At 67.6% G+C, this 20,593-nt stretch carries 20 protein-coding genes; 8 read left to right on the top strand and 12 right to left on the bottom strand.

Annotated elements, in window-relative coordinates:
• The first annotated feature begins 11 nt into the window (after nt 1-11).
• From G6N28_RS10080 to pe, 3 genes are read left to right on the top strand one after another with little or no spacing between them, the layout of a single operon-like run.
• Nucleotides 12-3,008 (top strand): MMPL/RND family transporter, encoded by a 2,997-nt coding sequence (locus tag G6N28_RS10080; protein ID WP_163899895.1) that lies wholly within the window; start codon nt 12-14, stop codon nt 3,006-3,008.
• Nucleotides 3,009-3,018: 10 nt separating this feature from the next.
• Nucleotides 3,019-4,776 carry an AMP-binding protein gene (locus tag G6N28_RS10075; protein ID WP_163899893.1) on the top strand — a complete coding sequence of 586 codons (1,758 nt, stop codon included), beginning with the start codon at nt 3,019-3,021 and terminating at the stop codon, nt 4,774-4,776.
• A gap of 23 nt (nt 4,777-4,799) precedes the next feature.
• On the top strand, nt 4,800-5,942 hold the full coding sequence (pe, locus tag G6N28_RS10070) for an acyltransferase PE (protein WP_163899891.1): 1,143 nt from the start codon (nt 4,800-4,802) through the stop codon (nt 5,940-5,942).
• Nucleotides 5,943-5,949: 7 nt separating this feature from the next.
• Here pe and G6N28_RS10065 read toward each other — a convergent pair whose 3' ends face one another.
• Complete coding sequence (locus G6N28_RS10065) at nt 5,950-6,627, bottom strand: GAP family protein (RefSeq protein WP_163899889.1); 678 nt, start codon at nt 6,625-6,627, stop codon at nt 5,950-5,952.
• A 78-nt stretch (nt 6,628-6,705) separates the two neighbouring features.
• Between G6N28_RS10065 and G6N28_RS10060 the strand changes: the two genes are divergently transcribed.
• Nucleotides 6,706-7,191 (top strand): flavin reductase family protein, encoded by a 486-nt coding sequence (locus tag G6N28_RS10060; RefSeq protein WP_163899887.1) that lies wholly within the window; start codon nt 6,706-6,708, stop codon nt 7,189-7,191.
• A gap of 14 nt (nt 7,192-7,205) precedes the next feature.
• Here G6N28_RS10060 and G6N28_RS26725 read toward each other — a convergent pair whose 3' ends face one another.
• From G6N28_RS26725 to G6N28_RS10040, 5 genes are all read right to left on the bottom strand, one after another.
• Nucleotides 7,206-7,367 (bottom strand): hypothetical protein, encoded by a 162-nt coding sequence (locus G6N28_RS26725; RefSeq protein ID WP_170307891.1) that lies wholly within the window; start codon nt 7,365-7,367, stop codon nt 7,206-7,208.
• Between the two features lie 75 nt (nt 7,368-7,442).
• Nucleotides 7,443-8,192, bottom strand: a complete 750-nt coding sequence (locus G6N28_RS10055) for a succinate dehydrogenase/fumarate reductase iron-sulfur subunit (protein ID WP_163899885.1) — start codon at nt 8,190-8,192, stop codon at nt 7,443-7,445.
• Complete coding sequence (locus G6N28_RS10050) at nt 8,189-10,138, bottom strand: fumarate reductase/succinate dehydrogenase flavoprotein subunit (RefSeq protein ID WP_163899883.1); 1,950 nt, start codon at nt 10,136-10,138, stop codon at nt 8,189-8,191. The genes G6N28_RS10055 and G6N28_RS10050 overlap by 4 nt, the downstream gene beginning before the upstream one ends.
• A 40-nt stretch (nt 10,139-10,178) precedes the next feature.
• The gene (locus tag G6N28_RS10045) at nt 10,179-11,000 is read right to left on the bottom strand and encodes a succinate dehydrogenase subunit SdhC (RefSeq protein WP_163899881.1); all 822 of its coding nucleotides are present in this window, start codon (nt 10,998-11,000) and stop codon (nt 10,179-10,181) included.
• A gap of 42 nt (nt 11,001-11,042) precedes the next feature.
• On the bottom strand, nt 11,043-11,339 hold the full coding sequence (locus tag G6N28_RS10040; RefSeq protein WP_163899878.1) for an Rv0250c family protein: 297 nt from the start codon (nt 11,337-11,339) through the stop codon (nt 11,043-11,045).
• Between the two features lie 128 nt (nt 11,340-11,467).
• Between G6N28_RS10040 and G6N28_RS10035 the strand changes: the two genes are divergently transcribed.
• Complete coding sequence (locus tag G6N28_RS10035; protein WP_163899876.1) at nt 11,468-12,226, top strand: isocitrate lyase/PEP mutase family protein; 759 nt, start codon at nt 11,468-11,470, stop codon at nt 12,224-12,226.
• Nucleotides 12,227-12,235: 9 nt separating this feature from the next.
• The gene (locus G6N28_RS10030) at nt 12,236-12,622 is read left to right on the top strand and encodes a hypothetical protein (RefSeq protein WP_163896469.1); all 387 of its coding nucleotides are present in this window, start codon (nt 12,236-12,238) and stop codon (nt 12,620-12,622) included.
• A gap of 63 nt (nt 12,623-12,685) precedes the next feature.
• Here G6N28_RS10030 and G6N28_RS10025 read toward each other — a convergent pair whose 3' ends face one another.
• Entirely contained in the window at nt 12,686-13,120 is a 435-nt protein-coding gene (locus G6N28_RS10025) for an Hsp20/alpha crystallin family protein (RefSeq protein ID WP_163899874.1), read from the bottom strand.
• 225 nt (nt 13,121-13,345) lie between these two features.
• Here G6N28_RS10025 and nirB point away from each other — a divergent pair, with 225 nt between their 5' ends.
• Nucleotides 13,346-15,907, top strand: coding sequence for a nitrite reductase large subunit NirB (gene nirB, locus G6N28_RS10020; RefSeq protein ID WP_235674533.1), 2,562 nt, complete (start codon nt 13,346-13,348; stop codon nt 15,905-15,907).
• Nucleotides 15,904-16,251, top strand: coding sequence for a nitrite reductase small subunit NirD (nirD, locus tag G6N28_RS10015; RefSeq protein ID WP_163899870.1), 348 nt, complete (start codon nt 15,904-15,906; stop codon nt 16,249-16,251). The genes nirB and nirD overlap by 4 nt, the downstream gene beginning before the upstream one ends.
• A 105-nt stretch (nt 16,252-16,356) precedes the next feature.
• Here the strand turns inward: nirD and G6N28_RS10010 are convergent, their stop codons facing one another.
• The 5 genes from G6N28_RS10010 to G6N28_RS09990 form a co-directional block, all read right to left on the bottom strand.
• Entirely contained in the window at nt 16,357-17,034 is a 678-nt protein-coding gene (locus tag G6N28_RS10010) for a sirohydrochlorin chelatase (protein WP_163899868.1), read from the bottom strand.
• Nucleotides 17,031-18,179 (bottom strand): uroporphyrinogen-III synthase, encoded by a 1,149-nt coding sequence (locus tag G6N28_RS10005; RefSeq protein WP_163899866.1) that lies wholly within the window; start codon nt 18,177-18,179, stop codon nt 17,031-17,033. Before G6N28_RS10005 ends, G6N28_RS10010 begins: the two co-directional genes overlap by 4 nt.
• A 77-nt stretch (nt 18,180-18,256) precedes the next feature.
• Nucleotides 18,257-19,051, bottom strand: a complete 795-nt coding sequence (locus tag G6N28_RS10000) for a class I SAM-dependent methyltransferase (RefSeq protein WP_163899864.1) — start codon at nt 19,049-19,051, stop codon at nt 18,257-18,259.
• Nucleotides 19,052-19,069: 18 nt separating this feature from the next.
• A complete protein-coding gene (locus tag G6N28_RS09995; RefSeq protein WP_163899862.1) occupies nt 19,070-19,642 on the bottom strand; it encodes a GNAT family N-acetyltransferase in 573 nt (190 codons plus the stop codon).
• Between the two features lie 59 nt (nt 19,643-19,701).
• Nucleotides 19,702-20,592, bottom strand: coding sequence for a 5-oxoprolinase/urea amidolyase family protein (locus G6N28_RS09990; protein WP_163899860.1), 891 nt, complete (start codon nt 20,590-20,592; stop codon nt 19,702-19,704).
• Nucleotide 20,593 lies beyond the last annotated feature (1 nt).

Below are 20,593 nucleotides of genomic sequence, written 5' to 3'. Positions count from 1 at the left end.
GTGAGGACGATATGCGGCGACTAGCCGACATTGTGGTCCGCTGGCCGTGGGCGGTGATCGGGCTGTGGATCGCCATGGCGGTCGCGCTGCCGCTGACGTTTCCGTCTCTGGGCGAGATGGCCCAGAAGAACCCGCTGGCGATTCTGCCCAGCGACGCCCCGTCGAGCGTCACCGCCACCAAGATGGCCGAGGCGTTCCGCGAGCCGGCGTCGGACAACCTGCTGGTCGTTGCGTTCATCAACGAGACCGGGCTCACCCCTGCCGACGAGGGCGTCTACCGCGACGTGGTGGACGCGGTGCGCGACGACATCACCGACGTCGTGTCGGTGCAGGATTTCCTCAGCACGCCGCAGATGCGGCCGTTCTTGACCAGCGAGGACAAGACCACCTGGGTGCTGCCGATCAGCCTCGAAGGCGAGCTGGGCACACCACGCGGTTTCGAGTCGTTCAACCAGGTGGCCGAGATCATCCGGCACGAGATCCCCGACGGCCCCCTCGCCGTGCACATCACCGGCCCGGCGGCGACCGTCGCCGACCTCACCGTCGCCGGCGAACACGACCGGTTGCCGATCGAGATCGCGATCGCCGTGCTGGTGCTGGGCGTGCTGCTGCTGGTGTACCGCAACGTCGTCACGATGCTGCTGCCGCTGGTGACGATCGGGTCGTCGCTGCTGATCGCCCAGGCCGTGGTGGCCGGGTTGTCGGAACTGACCGGTGCGGGCGTCTCGAACCAGTCCATCGTGTTCCTGAGCGCGATCATGGCCGGTGCCGGTACCGACTACGCGGTGTTTCTCATCAGCCGCTACCACGACTATCTGCGGGCCGGCCGGGAGTACGACCACGCGGTCAGGGCGGCGATGATCTCGATCGGCAAGGTGATCGCCGCGTCCGCGGCCACCGTGGGCATCACCTTCCTGCTGCTGGGCTTCGCGCAAATGGGCGTCTTCAAGACGGTCGGGGTGTCGGCGGCGATCGGCATCGGCGTCGCCTTCCTCGCCGGCGTGACCCTGCTGCCGGCGATCCTGGTACTCGCGGGGCCGCGCGGCTGGATCAAGCCGCGGCGGGAACTGACCGCCCGGTTCTGGAGGCGCTCCGGCGTCCGCATTGTGCGCAGGCCGGTGGCACATCTGGTGGCCAGCGTGCTGGTCCTGGCGGTGCTGGCCGGGCTGGGAACCCTCGCGGACTACAACTACGACGACCGCAAGGTCCTGCCCGCGTCGGCGCCGAGTTCGGTCGGATACGCCGCGCTGGAACGGCACTTCCCGGTGAGCCAGTCGATTCCCGAATACATCCTGGTTCAGTCGCCGCACGACCTGCGCAACCCGCGGGCGTTGGCGGACCTGGAGCAGATGGCCGCGCGCGTCGCGCAACTCCCCGACGTCGGCCTGGTCAGCGGTGTCACCCGGCCCCTCGGCGACGTGCCGCAGGAGTTTCGGGCCACGTTCCAGGCCGGGATCGTCGGTAGCCGGTTGGCCGACGGCTCCGCGCAGATCAATGCGCACACCGACGATTTCCACCGGCTGACCGACGGGGCCGACACGCTGGCCGACAGCCTGGCCGACGTACGCGGTCAGATCAACACGATCGCGCCCAGCGTCGAAGACCTCGTGACCACGTTCTCCTCGGTGCGCACCGAGTACGGCGGCGACAAGCTGGTGCGTGACGTCGAGATCGCGGCCAAGCTCGTCGCAAGCGTCAACGAGCTGGGTAATTCCATGGGTTTCAACTTCGCCGCCGTCAGGGACATGTTCGCCTGGATCGGCCCGGTGCTGGCCGCGCTGCAGAACAACGCGGTCTGTGACGCCAACCCGTCCTGCCGGGACACCCGCATGCAGTTCGAGCGCCTCGTCGCGGCGCGTGAGGCCGGCGGTCTCGAGGAGATCAACCATCTCGCCCAGCAGCTCCAGGGCGTCGACGACCGGCAGACCCTCAACGAAGCGGTGACCAAGCTGAACGCCGCCATGGACGGCGTCGCCAAGGCGGTCAAGGCCATGGGACTGGACCGGCCCGGTGGCCCGGAGAAAGGCCTGGCCGAGTTGCAGCAGGGCGCCAACCGCCTGGCCGACGGAAGCCGCGAGGTGGCCGCCGGGGTGGACGAGCTCGTCAAGCAGGTCAAGGTGATCGCCGCCGGGCTCAACGAGGCCTCGACATTTCTGTTGTCGATGAGAACCAACGCCTCCGACCCGTCGCAGGCCGGGTTCAACGTCCCGCCCGAGGTGCTGGGGCTGCCGGATTTCCAGAAAGCCGCCGAGGCCTACGTCTCGCCGGATGGCCGCTCGGTGCGCTATCTCGTGCAGACCGAGCTCAACCCGTTCAGCCCGGAGGCGATGGACCAGGTCAACGAGATCCAGGACGTGGCCCGCGGCGCTCAGCCCAACACCACGCTGGCCGACGCGGAGGTGTCGATGGGCGGGTTTCCCGTCGCGCTGCGGGACACGCGGGACTACTACCAGCAGGACATCCGGTACATCATCGCCGCCACCCTCATCGTTGTCCTGCTGACCTTGATGGTGCTGCTGCGTGCGATCGTCGCGCCGCTGTACCTGGTCGGGTCGGTCGTGGTGTCGTACTTCGCTGCGATCGGGATCGGCGTTCTGACCTTTCAGCTGCTCTTCGGTCAGGAGTTGCACTGGAGTGTGCCGCCGTTGGCGTTCGTGGTGCTGGTCGCGGTGGGCGCCGACTACAACATGCTTTTCGTGTCGCGACTACGCGACGAATCACCGAGCAGCGTGCGTTACGGCGTCATTCGGACGCTGGGATCGACCGGCGGGGTGATCACGGCGGCGGGTCTGATCTTCGCCGCCTCGATGAGCGGTCTGCTGTTCTCGAGTATCGGCATCGTGGTGCAGGGCGGGTTCGTGATCGGCGTGGGAATCTTGTTGGATACCTTCGTGGTCCGCACCATCACCGTGCCGGCCATCGCTGCGCTGGTCGGGCGGGCGAACTGGTGGCCGTCGCGGATCGGGCCGCGGCAGACCGAGCGGGTACCTGTGGAGTCGACGAACTGATGGGCATGACGTGACAACTTCTGACGCATCGATTCTGTCGATACTGCACGGCCGCGCGAGCCTGCGTCCCGACGATGTCGCGTTCACGTTCACCGATTACGGTCGCGATCCGGCCGGCATCCGGGAGAGCCTGACGTGGTCGCAGCTGGCACGTCGAACACTGAGCCTCGCCACCGAGATCAGGCGGCACGGCACGACCGGAGACCGGGCGGTGATCCTCGCTCCGCAGGGTCTGGAGTATGTCCTAGCGTTCCTGGGAGCCATGCAGGCGGGCCTCGTGGCGGTGCCGCTCCCGTTACCTCACCCGGGGGCGGGCCAGGACCGGGCGAGCGCGGTGCTGGCCGACACGGAACCCTCGGTCGTCCTCACGACGACGGCCGAGGCGGCCGGTGTCGCCAACATGCTCGCCGCCGCGGGTGCGGACGGCACCCCGACGATCATCGAGGTCGATTCGCTGAACCTGGACGTCGAGGTGGGGCCGGGCGCGACGCCGACGGAGTGGCCGCGCATCGCCTATCTGCAGTACAGCTCGGGTTCCACCAGGCTGCCCGCCGGGGTGATGCTCTCGCACCGCAACCTCACGGTGAACTTCGACCAGCTGATGCGGAGCTTCTTCGCCGAATCCCCGCTTCCACCCGACGCCACGCTGGTGTCGTGGCTGCCCTTCTACCACGACATGGGTTTGGTGCTGGGAGTCTGCGCCCCGATCCTGTGCGGTCGTCGCGCCGAGCTGATGAGCCCGGTGGCGTTCCTGGAGAAACCGTCCCGGTGGATGCGTGCACTGGCGCAGCACCCGCATGCGTGGTCGTCGGCGCCGAACTTCGCCTTCGACCTGGCCGCCCGCAAGACGACCGACGAGGATCTCGACGGGCTGGACCTCGGCGGCGTGGTGGGCATCATCAGCGGCGCCGAGCGCGTCGAGGCGGGCACGCTGCATCGCTTCGTCGACCGGTTCGCGCACTTCAACTTCCGCGACCACATGATGCGCCCGGCGTACGGCTTGGCGGAGGCGACGGTCTTCGTGACCTCGGGGACGTGGAACGAGAACTCGCCCGCGGCATACTTCGACGCCGCGGAACTGGGCGCGGGCCGGGTTCGACCCGGCGCTGCCGGGAAGGGCACGGCGCTGGTCAGGTACCGGGTGCCGCAGTCGCCGTCGCTGCGGATCGTCGACAGCGAGACCCACCGCGAGTGCGCACCGCAGGCCGTCGGGGAGATCTGGGTGCACGGCGACAACGTCTCGGAGGGCTACTGGCGCAAACCCCCGGAAGAGCAAACCTGTTTCGGCGCAACGATTGTCGATCCGTCGCCCGGCACACCGGCAGGGCCCTGGCTGCGGACGGGCGACCTCGGATTCGTCCACGACGACGAGCTGTTCATCGTCGGGCGCATCAAGGACCTGCTGATCGTCCGCGGACGCAATCACTATCCCGAGGACATCGAGGCGACGGTCCAAGAGATCACGCGAGGCCGGGTCGCCGCGATCGCGGTCCCGGTGAACGGCACCGAGACGCTGGTCACCGTCATCGAAGTCAAGGAGCCCACCGAGTTCGACGACGACGCGATGCGTTGGTTCAGCGCGGTGAAAGGCGACGTGACCGCCGCGGTCTCCAACACGCACGGGCTCAACGTCGGCGATGTCGTGTTGGTACCGCCCGGGTCGATTCCCACGACGACCAGCGGCAAGATCCGCCGTGCCGCCTGCCTCGAGCAGTATCAGCAGGGCGAGCTCACCCGGCTGGACGCGCGGGAGGAGGTCCCGCAGTGACGAGCCGGGGTAGCTTTGAAGGCGTGAAGCGGCTTCTCGCGATCGGAACCGCGGTGACAACACTCGGTGCCGCAGGGCTTTTCGGGCTCGCGACCGCGACGGCCGACGACGCCGCCGCGCCGCCGCCCCCGCCGCCGAACCCGGCCGACGCTCCGCCGCCGCTGGGCACACCCGGCCGAGCGTATGCGTTAGGCGGCGCCCACGTGTCGGGCATTCCCTACGACGAGTACATCCTGCGCACCGGGGCGGACTGGTTCCCGGGCCTGGACCGGCAGATCGTCGACTATCCGGCCGGGCAGGTGCAGGGGCACACCCTGGAACGGTTCTTTCCCGGCATCGGCGCGTTCGGGGAGCGCCTGGTGCCCGGCATCGGCCTCGACGGGCCAAGCGTCGGCGAGTCGGTCGACATCGGCACCCCGAACGTCCTCAACGCCGTCCACGAGGGCGGCCAAGGCACCGTGATCGGTCTGTCCGAAGGCGCGATGGTGCTCAACGACGTGCAGGCCAAACTTGCCTACGATCCGGCCGCCCCGCCGCCGAACGAGTTGAGTTTCGCGATGTACGGCGACCCCGTGGCGCGGCACGCCTTCGGGGAGAGTTTCTTGACCCAGATGTTCCCGGTCGGCAGCGTCGTGCCCTCGCTCGACTACCGCATCCCGCCGCCGGTGGAGAGCCAGTACGACACCTACCAGTTCGTCTCCGCCTACGACTCCATCGCCGACTGGCCGGACCGGCCCGACAACTGGATCTCGGTCGCCAACGCGATCGTCGGCCTCGCGACCGGGCACACCGCGGTGGCGTTCACCAAACCGAGCATGGTGCCCCCGCAGAACATCCGGACGACCGTGAACTCCAGGGGCGCGAAGACCACGACGTTTCTGATTCCCGAGGAACACCTGCCGCTGGTGCTGCCGTTCAAGTACCTCGGCGTCGATCAGGAGACGCTGATCAAGCTCGACGCGGTGCTCAAGCCCTATGTGGACGCCGGATACTCCCGTCACGACGATCCGTTGACGGCGCCGATCACCGTGGATCCGGTCAACGGCTACGACCCGGCGGAGGTCACCGCGCCGGCCACCCAGGCCGCCTTCGGCGGGGAGGCAGACCCGGTGTCGCAGCTGCTCTCCGGGATGCAGTACGTGCTGAACAATCTGCCCGAGAACTGACGTCGGCTCAAAGACCGGCCCAGCCGATACCGAGCAGCACGCAGCCCACCACCGCGAGCAGCAAGGCCACCCCGCGGCGCCCCTGGGCCCGCAGCCAGTCGTACAGGCCCGCCAGTGCCGCGCGGGTCCGGTCGGGGGCCACCAGGTAGCACAGCAGCGGAATCTCGACGAGCGCGAACGCCACCACGTTGAACAGCGCCAGCGCACCGAGTTGAATCGCGGTCGACGCGCCGGAGGCCACGATCAGCGCCAGCGCCGCCAGGTAGTCGACCGACGGCAGCGCGATTCCCAGGCCCGCCACACCGGCCGTCCAGAGCGACCGGCCGGCGAGCAGTTGGCGGGCGCGGTCCGCGAGCGTTCCGAACAGCCGGCCCAGCCGGCCCGCCGGCTCGTCGGCCCCGCGTCCGGACCTGAACACTCCCGCGGCCACCAGCGCGGCGTAGGCCAGCAGCACCGCCCCCACCGCGATCTGCACGCGCGGCAGGCTGAAGTGAGCCGATCCCAGCGCCGGACGCAGCAAGAACAGCACGGTCACGCCCACCGCGAGGCCCATCGCGAAACCACCGGCGAGGAAGGCGGCCAACTGCAGCAACGGCCGGGGCCGGTTGAGCATCAGCACCGTCATGCCGATCCGGAAGGGCTCCAGACTGACGGCAACGGCCATCGCCAGGAGCGGTATCCACATGACGAGCGTCAGGTTACCCGGCCGCCGCCCCCGCCCGACGTGGCCTAGGACGCACGGACATGTGAAGATGGTGAACGTATGAGTTCAATTGATCTGAGCCCCACGTCGTTGCGAGAAGCGTTCGGGCACTTTCCGTCGGGCGTCATCGCGATCGCCGCCGAGGTCGACGGCACCAGGGTGGGCCTCGCCGCAAGCACCTTCGTCCCGGTCTCACTGGACCCACCGCTGGTGTCGTTCTGCGTACAGAACACCTCCGAGACGTGGCCCAAGCTCAAAGACCTGCCGTCACTTGGCATCAGCGTGCTCGGCGAGTCCCACGACGAGGCGGCACGCACGCTGGCGGCAAAGACCGGGGACCGGTTCGCCGGTCTGCAGACCGTGTCGCGGAAGTCGGGCGCGGTGTTCATCGACGGGACCAGCGTCTGGTTGGAAAGCTCGATCGAGCAACTGGTCCCGGCAGGCGATCACACCATCGTCATCCTGCGGGTCCGCGACATCACCGTGCACCCCGACGTAGCGCCGATCGTGTTCCACCGCAGCACATTTCGTCGGCTCGGCATCTAACGCGCACCCTCAGGTCAGGGTCGTGCGGCGAGCTCCTCGCGGTAGGACTGGATCCGCTGCTCGATCTCCTCGGCGTCGGCGATACGCCCTTCCTTGCGAGCAAGCGTTGCGCGCCTGCTGAGCTCGCGAATGGCTGTGCGAATCTCGCTGATGCTGTGTCGCTCTCGTAAGGGCATAGCGCTGCCTTTCGTCGTTGATTGGCTGCTTTCCCTCGAGGCTACCCCCGCACCGAATTAACTCAAGCCGGTTTGCTAGGGCCTCCGGAACAGCTTGTTGCCCAGCCATACCAACGGGTCGTACCGGTGGCCGGCCACGCGTTCCTTCATCGGAATGATCGCGTTGTCGGTGATCTTGATGTTCTCCGGGCACACCTCGGTACAGCACTTGGTGATGTTGCACAGCCCCAGACCGGCTTCGTCCTGAGCGAGATCGCGCCGATCCGCCTGATCGAGGGGGTGCATCTCCAGCTCCGCGGTCCGGATGAAGTACCGCGGACCCGCGAACGCCTTCTTGTTCTCCTCGTGGTCACGCATCACGTGGCAGACGTTCTGGCACAGGAAACACTCGATGCACTTGCGGAACTCCTGCGACCGGTTCACGTCGACCTGTTGCATCCGGTATTCGCCGGGCTGCAACTCCTTCGGCGGCGTGAAGGACGGGATTTCCCTGGCCTTCTCGTAGTTGAACGACACGTCGGTGACCAGGTCGCGGATCACCGGGAAGGTCCGCAGCGGTGTCACCGTGATGGTCTCGGACGGGTCGAACGTCGACATCCGGGTCATGCACATCAGCCGGGGCATGCCGTTGATCTCCGCCGAGCACGAGCCGCACTTGCCCGCCTTGCAGTTCCACCGCACGGCGAGGTCGCCGGCCTGTGTCTGCTGCAGTCGGTGGATGACGTCGAGGACGACCTCGCCCTCGTTGGCCTCGACGGTGAACTCCTGCAGCGCTCCGCCGTCGTCGTCACCGCGCCAAACCCGCAGGTTTGCCTGGTAGCTCATGCGCCTCTCCTAGCTGGGTGGTTGGCGAGCTCTTCTGGGGTGAAGTACTTCTCCAACTCGTCGATATCGATCAATTCGAGCAGGTCCTCGCGCATCGGGACCTGGTCCTCACGGGTGATGGTGACCTCTGGAACGACCCCGTCTCCCTGCGTCCGGCACACCAGCAACGTCTTGCGCCATGTCGTTTCCATCGACGGGTAGTCGTCGCGGGTGTGCCCGCCGCGGCTCTCGGTGCGCTCCAGCGCCGCCCGGGCGATGCACTCGCTGACCAGCAGCATGTTGCGCAGGTCGATGGCCAGATGCCAGCCCGGGTTGTAGTGCCGGTCGCCGTCCACCCGGACCCGCTTGTACCGCTCGCGCAGCTCCGTGAGCTTCTCGATCGCCTCGGCCACCTCGTCGGCCCTGCGGATGATCCCGACCAGGCTGTTCATCGTGTCCTGAAGGTCCAGCTGCAGCTTGTAGGGGTTCTCGGCCTGCTCCCCGCTGGTCGGACCGTCAAACGGGGAGAGCGCGAGCTTGGCCGCGTCGGTGACGGCTTGGTCAGACACCTTCGGCCGGTCTTTGAGCGCGCGCACGTAGTCTGCTGCGCCCAGCCCCGCACGCCTGCCGAACACCAGCAGGTCCGACAGCGAGTTGCCGCCCAGACGGTTGGAACCGTGCATGCCGCCCGAGCACTCGCCCGCGGCGAACAGGCCCGCCGTCTTGGCCGCCCCGGTGTCCGGGTCGACCTCGACCCCACCCATCACGTAGTGGCACGTCGGACCGACCTCCATGGGCTCCTTGGTGATGTCCACCTCGGCGAGCTCCATGAACTGGTGATACATCGACGGCAGCCGGCTCTTGATCTCCTCGGCGGGCAGCCGCGACGCGATGTCGAGGTAGACGCCGCCGTGCGGGCTGCCGCGCCCCGCCTTGACCTCGGAGTTGATGGCGCGGGCCACCTCGTCACGGGGCAGCAGGTCCGGGGTGCGCCGCGCGGAGTCGTTGTCCTTGAGCCATTGGTCGGCTTCCTCGATGGACTCGGCGTACTGGCCCTTGAACACCGCCGGGATGTAGTCGAACATGAACCGCTTGCCGTCGGAGTTCTTCAGCACACCGCCGTCGCCGCGGACACCCTCGGTGACCAGGATGCCTTTCACGCTGGGCGGCCACACCATCCCGGTCGGGTGGAACTGCACGAACTCCATGTTGATCAGCGTCGCCCCGGCGCGCAGGGCCAGCGCGTGCCCGTCACCGGTGTACTCCCACGAGTTCGACGTCACCTTGTAGGACTTGCCGATGCCGCCGGTGGCCAGCACCACCGCGGGGGTCTCGAACAAGACGAAGTTGCCGCTCTCGCGCCAGTACCCGAAGGCGCCCGCGATCCGGTCACCGTCTTTGATCAGGTCGGTGATGGTGCATTCGTGGAAGACCTTGACCCGGGCTTCGTAGTCGCCGAACTCGGCCTTGTCCTCCTGCTGCAGCGAGACGATCTTTTGCTGCAGCGTGCGGATGATCTCCAAGCCGGTGCGGTCACCGACGTGGGCCAGCCGCGGGTAGGTGTGGCCGCCGAAGTTGCGCTGGCTGATCTTGCCGTCCTTGGTGCGGTCGAACAGCGCGCCGTACGTCTCCAGCTCCCAGACCCGGTCGGGTGCCTCCTTGGCGTGCAGCTCGGCCATGCGCCAGTTGTTCAGGAACTTGCCGCCGCGCATGGTGTCCTTGAAGTGGACCTGCCAGTTGTCCTTCGGGTTGACGTTGCCCATCGCCGCCGCGCAGCCACCCTCGGCCATCACGGTGTGGGCCTTCCCGAACAACGACTTGGTGATCACCGCCACCTTCAGGCCGCGCTCCCGCGCCTCGATCACCGCGCGCAAACCAGCACCGCCGGCACCGATCACGATCACGTCGTAAGAGTGCCGTTCAACTTCCGATGAGCCGCTTGCGCGAAGCTCTCCAACTTCAGACATCAATCCTCGCTCGAATCTGTACTAGCCACGAATTACGTTGTCAGCCAATGAAACGCAGGTCTGTAATCGCTCCGCTGGCCACCAACATGACGTAGAAGTCGGTCACCATCAGCGAGCCCAGGGTGATCCAGGCGAACTGCATATGCCGGGTGTTGAGCTTACTGATCTGCGTCCAAAGCCAGTAGCGCACAGGGTGCTTGGAGAAATGCTTGAGCCGTCCGCCGGTGACGTGGCGGCACGAGTGACACGACACCGTGTAGCCCCACAGCAGGATGACGTTGGCGGTCAGAATCAGGTTGCCCAGACCGAGGCCGAAGCCCTCGGGTGACCGGAACGCGTTGAGCGCGTCGTACGTGTTGAGCAGGGTGATCGCCAACGCCACATAGAAGAAGTAGCGGTGGCTGTTCTGGATGATCAACGGCAGCCGGGTCTCGCCGGTGTAGGTCGAATGTGGTTCGGCCACAGCGCAAGCCGGCGGCGACTGCCACACCGACCGGTAGTAGGCCTTGCGGTAGTAGTAGCAGGTGAGCCGGAACAGCAACAGGAACGGCAGCGAGATGAACGCCATCGGGATGAACCAGGGCAGGTCGCCGACCCACTGACCCAGGTGGCTCGACCCCGGCACACACGCCGTGCTGATACACGGCGAGTAGAAGGGCGTCAGGTAGTGGTAATCCGGCACGTAATAGGCGCTGCCCCAGAACGCGCGGATCGTCGCATAGATGACGAACGCGGCCAACCCGAGGTTGGTCCATACCGTGGGCATCCACCAGCGGTCGGTGCGTAGCGTGCGCTGTGGAATCTGGGCACGGCTCGGCGAAAAGACGCCGGTCGCCCTGCGGTCGGCGGTTGGTGCGCTCACTGTTCCCTTTCGATCTCGATGTGTCCCGTTGGCCGCACGCGCTTATCGCGTGCCGCCGAGACCCTCGTCATCGACGCCGCGCCAAAATTCGGCGTCGTACTTGGTGTCCGGGATCGGAATTCGCTCGCCGGAGTGGGGTTGGTGGGTCACCCCGCGAGCCAGCTCCAGCTCGTCGATGTCAATGTCGAGACGGTCGATGTCGTTGAGCAGACGCCCCGCATCGTTGACGATGCGGCGCGTAGCGGGGGTGTCCCCGTATCTCGACGCCAGCGAAGTCGCGCACCGCCGCAGTCTGCCGATTAGCTCGTGCAGCTCGGCCAGTTCGGTAGTGCTGGACAATTGACCTCCTTGGGCTGAAGGTGTCAGGAATCACCGTACGACACCTGATGCTAGCCACATCATGCGGTTCGGCGTGAGACAGATCACGTTGAACTACCTGCGACGATGCCGAAAAACGGAGGTGGGCGATGCCCGATCAGATCCTGCGAGAGCGGGCCGACGCCCTGCTGGCCATGCACCAGCCCGGCAACCCCGTGATCCTGCCGACGGTATGGGATGCGTGGTCGGCGCGTCTCGCGGTCGACGCCGGGTTTGCTGCACTGACCGTCGGCAGCCACCCTCTTGCCGCATCGCTGGGACGAGACGACGGGGAGGGGATGACCTTCGCCGAGGTGCTCACCCGGGTGGAGCAGATCACGGCGGCGGTCGCCGTGCCGGTCTCGGTCGACGTCGAGTCGGGCTACGGCCAGCCGCCGACCCGCCTGGTCGAGGGGTTGCTCGGCGCGGGCGGTGTCGGGCTCAACATCGAGGACACCGTGCACGCTGAAGGCGGCAGGCTGCGGTCGGTGACCGAGCACGCCGAACTCGTCGGCGCCCTGCGCACGGCCGCCGACAGCGCGGGCGTGCACGTCGTCGTCAACGCCCGCACCGACCTGTTCCTGCGCCAAGACGGGGACGAATCCGACCGCGTGGACCGCGCCGTCGCACGGCTGACCGCCGCCGCGTCCGCAGGCGCGGACGTGCTGTACCCGGTGGGCCGTCACGACCCAGATACCTTGCGCCGGTTGGCAACCGAGCTTCCACTCCCGATCAACGCGATCGCGCTACCCGATCAGGACGATCCCGCATCGTTCGCTCCGCTCGGCGTCGGCCGGATCAGCTTCGGACCGTTTCTGCAGAACGCCTTGTCGAGCCGGGCCACCGAGATCCTGCAGCGCTGGACATAGGTTTACGCCGTGGCAGAAGACCCAGAAGACTCAGACGACGAACCGATCTGGTACCACCAGCAACCGGTGGTGGTGGCCGCCGGCGCGGTCGCGCTGATCCTGCTGGTGGTGCTCGTCTACGCGGTGATGCGGACCTCGGACGCGGCGAAGACACCCGAGACCATCCCGTCGCCTGCGCCGTCGTCGCCGGTCTCGACGTATACGACGTCACCGCCGTCGACCACCAGTTACTCGCGGCCCAGCGTGCAGACCAGCGAGGACAACGCGGGTTTGCCGGCACCCACCGACACCACGACGGAATCGACCACAACCACCACGACGACCACCACCACGACCACGAGGACGACGACAACCACGACCAGGACCACGACCAGAACGACGACCACCTACCCGTGATCCACCCCCGAGACGACGAATCCGGTGGAGCCTGAGCTCCACCGGATTCCGGACTCGTGCGGATTACTTGTTCTCGATCGCGATGCGCTTGGTCTCGGCGCCGCGGTAGGCGCCCGCGACCCGGACGGTCAGCACACCCGTCTCATACTCCGCGGAGATGGCGTCCTCGGTGACGTGCGCCGGAAGCTTGAACGACCGGCGGAACGATCCGTACCGCACCTCCCGAAGTGCGCGGCCATTGCGTTCCTCGGCACGCTCATCGCGCCGTTCGCCGTGGATCACCAGGTAACCGCGATCCAAGTCGACGTTGACGTCCTTCTCGACGTCCACGCCGGGCAACTCGACGCGGACCAACGCGTCATCGCCGTCTCGGAGGATCTCCGCGGCGGGGGTGAACGCGCCGCCGAACCACTCATCGGAGGTGGCCGGGCCGAAGAAGTCGCGTACCCAGCGATCGAGGTCCCAGGCGGGACGAGTCCTCAGTGCCAAAGTGCTCATCGTGATAACCCCTTTCTTTCCCTTTCCTTACGTTCTCCCAGTTGGCCGACCCTCTGACCGGCCTCTACCCAATAGAACTTGAGTCGATCACGCTCATATTCCACCTTGGGTGTATTTCGCTGTGGGGGAAGCTCACAGGTCCGCGCGCAACGGCGTGAGCACACCGTGATGGGCGCTTCACACAAGGCGACATCGCGGCAATATCGGCTCCTTAACGTCTGCGCCATGGCACCTAGAAGCGTCGTGGTCGTCGGCCACGGCATGGTCGGACACCGGTTCGTCGAGGCATTGCGCTCCCGTGACGCCGACGGCGCCTGGCGGGTGACAGTGCTGGCCGAGGAAGCCGACGCCGCCTACGACCGGGTCGGGCTCACCGGCTACACCGAGCACTGGGACCGTCGGCTGCTGGCGCTGCCGGGCAACGACTACGCAGGCGACGGCCTCGTCGACCTGCGGCTGGGCAGCCGCGTCACCGGGATCGACCGGACCACCAAGACCGTGGCGACCGCCGACGGGGCCCGGGTCGGCTACGACGCGTTGGTGCTGGCCACCGGCTCCTATGCGTTCGTTCCCCCGGTTCCCGGCCACGACCTGCCGTCGTGCCACGTCTACCGCACCCTCGACGACCTCGACGCGATCCGCGCCGACGCCGAGCGCGCCAAGGCGGCGGGGCGCGGGGCGGTGGGCGTGGTGATCGGCGGCGGGCTGCTCGGCCTGGAGGCGGCCAACGCGTTGCGCGGGTTCGGCCTGCAAGCCCACATCGTCGAGATGGCGCCGCGGCTGATGGCCCAACAACTCGACGAGGCCGGCGGAGCGCTGTTGAGCCGGATGATCACCGACCTGGGGATCCGCGTGCACGTCGGCGTCGGCACCGAGTCGATCCGGCCCGCCCAACGCAACCGGCCCGTGCGGCGGTCCGCCGACGACGACTCGATGCGGGTGAGTTTGAGCGACGGCACCTTCATCGACGCGGGTCTGGTGATCTTCGCCGCGGGCGTGCGTCCCCGCGACGAACTGGCCCGCGACGCCGGGCTGGACCTAGCCGAGCGCGGCGGTGTGCTGACCGACCGTTGTTGTGTCACAACAGATCCCGACATCTTCGCAATCGGCGAGGTGGCCGCCATCGACGGCCGCTGCTACGGCCTGGTCGGCCCCGGGTACACCAGCGCCGAGGTGGTCGCAGACCGGCTGCTCGGCGGGGCGGCGGAGTTCGGTGAGGCCGACATGTCGACCAAGCTCAAGCTGCTCGGCGTCGACGTCGCCAGCTTCGGCGACGCGCTTGGTACGACGCCGAACTGCCTCGAGGTGGTGGTCAACGACGCGGTCAGCCAGACCTACGCCAAGCTGGTGCTCTCCGACGACGCCAAGACGCTGCTCGGCGGCATCCTCGTCGGTGACGCCTCGGCGTACGGTCTGCTGCGGCCGATGGTCGGCGAGGCGCTGCCCGGCGACGCGCTGGCGCTGATCGCACCGTCCGGAAGCGACGGCGCCGGTGGCGGTTTCGGTGTCGGGGCGCTTCCGGCGTCGGCCCAGATCTGCTCCTGTAACAACGTCACGAAAGGCGATCTCACCGACGCGATCGCCGACGGCTGCTGTGACGTGCCCGCCTTGAAGAAGTGCACGCTGGCGGGCACGTCCTGCGGTTCGTGTGTACCGCTGCTCAAACAACTGTTGGAGGCAGAGGGCGTCGAACAGTCCAAGGCGCTGTGTGAACACTTCAGCCAATCGCGCGCCGAGCTGTTCGAGATCATCACGGCAGGACCGTCGGAGTCCACCAGGACGTTCTCGGCGCTGATCGAGCGCTTCGGCACCGGAAAGGGTTGCGACATCTGCAAACCCGTCGTCGCATCGATTCTGGCGTCGACGAGCTCCGACCACATCCTCGACGGCGAGCAGGCCTCGCTGCAGGACTCCAACGACCACTTCCTGGCCAATATCCAGAAGAACGGCAGCTACTCGGTGGTGCCGCGGGTGCCCGGTGGTGACATCACCCCCGAGCAGCTGATCCTGATCGGCGAGATCGCAAGGGATTTCAACCTCTACACCAAGATCACCGGCGGTCAGCGGATCGACATGTTCGGCGCGCGGGTGGATCAGCTGCCCGAGATCTGGCGGCGCCTGGTCGAGGGCGGCATGGAGTCCGGGCACGCGTACGGCAAGGCGCTGCGCACGGTGAAGAGCTGTGTCGGCAGCGACTGGTGCCGCTACGGGCAACAGGACTCGGTGCAGATGGCGATCGACCTGGAGCTGCGGTATCGAGGGCTGCGCGCCCCGCACAAGATCAAGATGGGGGTGTCGGGCTGTGCACGGGAGTGCGCGGAGGCCCAGAGCAAGGACGTCGGCGTCATCGCCACCGAAAAGGGTTGGAACCTCTACGTCGGCGGCAACGGCGGAATGTCGCCGCGGCACGCGCAGCTGCTGGCCGGCGACCTCGACGACGAAACGCTGATCCGCTACATCGACCGGTTCCTGATGTTCTACATCCGCACGGCGGACCGGCTGCAGCGCACCGCGTCATGGCTGGAAGCCCTCGACGGCGGGCTCGAGCATCTGCGGGATGTGGTCTGCAACGACTCGCTGGGGCTTGCCGCCGAGTTCGAAGACGCGATCGCACGCCACGTCGAGGGTTACGCGTGCGAGTGGAAGGGCGTGCTGGAGGATCCCGACAAGCTGTCGCGGTTCGTCTCGTTCGTCAACGCTCCCGACGTGCCGGATCCGACGATCGACTTCACCGAAAGGTCGGGACGCAAGGTTCCGATCGGAATGCCGAAGGTACCGCAACGATGACGCTGCTCAACGAGATTCACGTCTGGACCACCGCCTGCCCGTACGACTTCTTGATCCCCAACCGCGGTGTCGGTGTGCTGCTGCACGACGGCTCGCAGGCGGCGCTGTTCCGGCTGGACGACGGGTCGCTGCACGCGGTCGGCAACATCGACCCGTTCTGCGGTGCGGCCGTGATGTCGCGCGGCATCGTCGGCGACCGCGGCGGCCGCCCGATCGTGCAATCACCGATCAAGAAGCAGGCCTTCGCGCTCGACGACGGGGTCTGCCTGGACGAGCCCGACGTCGCGTTGCCGGTGTATCCGACGCGCATCACGGCCGACGGCCAGGTCGAGATCGGCAGCTAGCCCCGACGTCAGTACGCCCAAAGGGACAAACGGGCGGGAAAGTGCGAGTAGTTTTCGCCATTTCGTCGATCTCGGGCGCAAGAATAGCGCGGGAATGGCGCGGGGCTAGGCCGCGGCCCGCAAGCGTGCATGGCGGAACCGGCTGGTGATCAACCGCACCATCCCCTCATGGGTGCCAAGGGGGTTCGTCACCACATCGGCGCCGCTGGCGCGTAGCCGGTCCTGAAACAGGCCATCGGACAACAGATACGACGCGACAACCACGCGGCGGGCGCCGCGCGCACGCAATTCGGCAACGGCATCCGCGACCGCAGGTTCCGCCGCCGCGAAGGCCAACTCCACCCGCGAGTTCGTCAGCGCCGACAGCCAGGTGGCCATCCTGCGCAGATCGGACTGTGCGCGCAGATCTGAAGTTCCTGCGGCGCCCAGCACCACTGAATCACCGCTACGCCAACCGGACTCGCTGAGCCGGTTCAAGAGCACGCGCGCCAGTTGCGGGCTGGGCCCCAGTGGGTCGGTGACCGTGACGTCGGGGTGACCGCTGGCCATCACGTGTGTGGGGATGTCGACGTTGACGTGATAGCCGCACGCGAGAAACGCGGGCACCACCACGGTCGGTCCGCTCAACCCGCGCAACACCTCGCTGGGCGTCGGACCCACGACGTCGACGAACGCCACCCGCACCGGTGAACGCAGCGCGGCGGAGACCCGCTGCGCCAACCGCTCGACCAGTGCGACACCGCTGGGTTTGCGGGTGCCGTGCGCGACCAACAGCGCGTTCACCGTGCCTCGCCCTCGTCGTCATCGACCGCGAGCCGATATCCGCGTTTGACCACCGTCGACACGATGTTCTTGTCGCCCAGTGCCGTTCGCAGCCGAAGCACCGCAGTCTCCACCGCGTGGGTGTCGGTGCCGCTGCCCGGCAGCGCACGCAACAGATCGTGGCGCGACACCACCGTGCCCGGCCGATGCGCCAGCGCCCGCATGGTCGCCATCCCCGCAGGCGACACCGCCTTGACTTCCCCGTCGACCAGCACGCAGGTGCCGCGGATCTCCAGCAGGTGACCGGCTACCCGCATCCTGCGGGTACACAGCATCGGCAGCTCATCGGTGATATGACGGGCCAACGCCCCCAACCGCATTCGTTCAGGTGCCGACGTGGGAACCCCGAGCCGCACCAACGGGCGCGCCGTCACCGGTCCGACGCACATGGCATGGACGTCGCCGCGCAGTGCGGCCAGCACACGGTCCTCGACGCCCATGTCGGCGGCACGCATCAGCAGCGCGGCCACGGCAGGCGCCGACGTGAAGGTCACCGCATCGAAGCTCTCCTCCGCGATATCGGCCACCAGCTGGTCGAAGGCTCCATTGCGTGGCGCGGGATGCCACCGGTACACCCGGATCGGCACGACTTCGGCTCCCGCAAGGCGTAATTGGTCGACGAACTCGGGAAACGGATCCCACTGGTCGGTGGCTCCGTGCAACTGCACGGCGATGCGCTGTCCGGCGATGCCGCCGTCGACCAGATAGTGCAGCAGCTCGCGAGACGACTCCGAGTCCGGCGACCATTCCTCGCGCAGACCGGCGGCACGTAACGCGCCGGTGGCCTTCGGGCCTCGAGACACCACACGCGCCTTGGCCAACGCGGTGGTCAGATCGGTGGCCAGACCCCAGCCGTCGGCGGCCTCGATCCAACCCCGCAGGCCGATCCCCGTCGTGGCGATCACGATGTCGGGCGGGGTGGCGATCAGGGCCTCGGTATTCGCCCGTAGCGCGTCGTCGTCGGGAAGCGGAACCATGGTGATCGCCGCCGCGCTGGTCACCACCGCACCGCGGCGTTCCAGCAGCGCAGCCAGTTCGTCAGCGCGGCGGGCGGAGGTCACCGCCACCCGGAAGCCGGTGAGGGGTGCCCAATCGGGCTCACTCATAGGACCTTGTGTATTCAGCCCATGTTTCCAAGTGATTAATCGACCATTGCCCCGACGTATCGACCGGCTGGCAAGCCCTAGTCGACCCGGTGAGCATGCACGACGGTGAACGGCAGGTGCACCAGCCCGTCGACGACAAGCCCCGCGATGGCCTCATAGCGGGCCGCCATGTCGCGCATGTGCTCGACCGCCTCGGGCGGCATGTGCTGCTCCATGGCGTCGCGGAACGCGTCGTCGCCGCCCTCGAAGCTGACCGCGTTGGCCAGATACGTGGTCGGGCCGAGGAAGTCGATGCGCCAGCCGCCGGCAGGCAGCGCGTCGCGAAGCTCGTCGACCGGAACCGAGCCGGGCGAGATGAGCCCGTTGACGTTGCCGTCGGAGAAGCAGGCCAGATGAAGTCGCGCGGCCGGGCGGGTCGCGCGGTGCAGTGCCGCCAGGTAGGCGTTGCGGCCGTCCTCGTCGAGGCAGTGGTAGAGCGCGCTGTCGACGACAGTGTCGAAACGACCGTCGTATCCGGTCAGCTTGGTGGCGTCGGCAACCTCGAACGTCACACCAGCCGAGCCGGCATCGGACTTCAGGACGCCGGCGCCCTCGGCGCGGCGGCGGGCTTCCTCGATAGCGGTGGGCGACCCGTCCAGTGCGGTCACCGAGTAACCACGGGAAGCCAGGTAGATCGCGTTGTCGCCCAGCCCGCAGCCGATGTCGAGGACCTCACCCGAAATTCCGCCCAGCGCTTCGAGTTCCATCAACCGCGGCTGCGGCTGACGCACATCCCACGGGATGACATTCGGGGTCGGCCCGCCCTCGACGGCAGGCTCGCCGCGGTAGAGCTTGTCGAACGATTCCAGGGTGGGCTGAAATGGTGAGGTCACATCACCAACGTACGCCCGTCACCAGACGTCGCCGTCGCGCCAATCGCAGGTGATCTCGGCCGTCGGATCGAGGTCGACGCTGATCGGCAGCACGAACAACGCATGGTCGTCGTCGGGGGTGCGGGTGACGCCCTCGGGTGCCAGCACCGACGTCGGACCCTGCCACGGCACCCAGCCGCGGGCCATGTAGATGCGCCTGCCTTCCTCGGTGACGCTCAGCGCGCCGAGCTGGTAGGCGCCGCGCAGCACCTGTTCGAGGGCGTCCATCACGGCCTGGGCGAGGCCTTGGCCGCGCCAGTCCTCGCGCACCGCGACGCCCTCGACGTAGCCGCAGCGCAGCGCGGTGTCGCGATACAGCAGGCTGCGCTGGACCACCGCCCCGTGGGCGATGACGGCGCCGTGGTCGGAGATCAGGGCGTGCATACCGCCGAGGGAGTGCTCCCAGTCGGCGTCGGTGAACTCACCGCCGAAGGCTTCCATGACCATTCGGCGTGCGTCCTCGCGGGTCTCGTTGTCGAGGTCGGCGGTGTGGATGAGGCGTGCGGTCGGTACGCCGCGCACGTGAGGAGCATTGAAGACCTGTGGGTGCACACTGCCGTTCTACCAGTACTCGGCGTCATTTGCGCCGAGTCCGCGCCAGCCGACGGGGATTACGCCGCGAACGGCTGCCGTGGGCGCGACCACCGCAGCCGCACGGTCTGCCCGGGGCGGATCTGGGCCATCTTGTCGATGTCCTCGTCGGTCAGCACGCCAATCACCGGATATCCACCCGTGACCGGGTGGTCGGGGCCCAGAATGACCGGAAATCCGTTCGGCGGCACCTGGATTGCGCCGCGGTTCGCCCCGTCGCTGGGTAGTTGTCGGCCGGGGCTGCGATACTCCAGCGGCATGCCCACCAGGCGGGTGCCGACCCGGTCGCTCTTGTTGGTGACCAGCCAGTTGGTGCGCATCAGCACGTCGGGGTCGACGAACCAGTCGTCGCGCGGGCCGGGAACCACCGACAACTCGAGCACGTCGTCCTCGATGGCGGCCACCGGGGCCTGGTCGAGTTCGGGGAACTCGTCGGACTGCGCACCGACCGGCAGCACGTCGCCGGGTTTGAGCGGCAGCGGGCCGATCGCCGAGAGCACGTCGTAGGAGCGCGAGCCCAGCACCGGCTCGACGTCGATGCCGCCACGCACCGCCAGGTACGTCCGCAGCCCGGACCGCGGCGCGCCGAGCGATATCACCTCACCGTCGCGGGCGTAGTGAATGCTGTTGGTGCCGAACGGGACCCCGTTCACCGCCGGATCGGTGTCGGCACCGGTGACGGCGATCGCGACGCCTTCTTTGCCGCCGCCGCGGACCCGCGCCGAGAAACCGCCGAACGTCACCTCGATGGTGGCGCACTCGACGGGGTTGGCGACCAGCCGGTTGGCCAGCATGTGGGAGCGGCGGTCAGCCGCACCCGAGCGGCCGACGCCCATGTGCGCCAGCCCGGGCCGGCCCAGGTCTTCGATCAGCGCCAGCGGTCCGGATCGCAGGACCTCCAGTGTCGCCATG

Source organism: Mycolicibacterium pulveris, assembly GCF_010725725.1.
GTDB classification, from domain to species: Bacteria; Actinomycetota; Actinomycetes; order Mycobacteriales; family Mycobacteriaceae; genus Mycobacterium; species Mycobacterium pulveris.
This window is presented reverse-complemented; position numbering and strand designations above follow the sequence as displayed.

Excerpts from the sequence above, each read along its gene's own strand:
- G6N28_RS10080 (WP_163899895.1), top strand. The coding sequence starts at position 12 with ATGCGGCGACTAGCCGACATTGTGGTCCGCTGGCCGTGGGCGGTGATC.
- G6N28_RS10065 (WP_163899889.1), bottom strand. The coding sequence starts at position 6,627 with ATGTGGATACCGCTCCTGGCGATGGCCGTTGCCGTCAGTCTGGAGCCC.
- G6N28_RS10060 (WP_163899887.1), top strand. The coding sequence starts at position 6,706 with ATGAGTTCAATTGATCTGAGCCCCACGTCGTTGCGAGAAGCGTTCGGG.
- G6N28_RS26725 (WP_170307891.1), bottom strand. The coding sequence starts at position 7,367 with ATGCCCTTACGAGAGCGACACAGCATCAGCGAGATTCGCACAGCCATT.
- G6N28_RS10055 (WP_163899885.1), bottom strand. The coding sequence starts at position 8,192 with ATGAGCTACCAGGCAAACCTGCGGGTTTGGCGCGGTGACGACGACGGC.
- G6N28_RS10050 (WP_163899883.1), bottom strand. The coding sequence starts at position 10,138 with ATGTCTGAAGTTGGAGAGCTTCGCGCAAGCGGCTCATCGGAAGTTGAA.
- G6N28_RS10035 (WP_163899876.1), top strand. The coding sequence starts at position 11,468 with ATGCCCGATCAGATCCTGCGAGAGCGGGCCGACGCCCTGCTGGCCATG.
- G6N28_RS10025 (WP_163899874.1), bottom strand. The coding sequence starts at position 13,120 with ATGAGCACTTTGGCACTGAGGACTCGTCCCGCCTGGGACCTCGATCGC.
- nirB (WP_235674533.1), top strand. The coding sequence starts at position 13,346 with ATGGCACCTAGAAGCGTCGTGGTCGTCGGCCACGGCATGGTCGGACAC.
- nirD (WP_163899870.1), top strand. The coding sequence starts at position 15,904 with ATGACGCTGCTCAACGAGATTCACGTCTGGACCACCGCCTGCCCGTAC.
- G6N28_RS10005 (WP_163899866.1), bottom strand. The coding sequence starts at position 18,179 with ATGAGTGAGCCCGATTGGGCACCCCTCACCGGCTTCCGGGTGGCGGTG.
- G6N28_RS09990 (WP_163899860.1), bottom strand. The coding sequence starts at position 20,592 with ATGGCGACACTGGAGGTCCTGCGATCCGGACCGCTGGCGCTGATCGAA.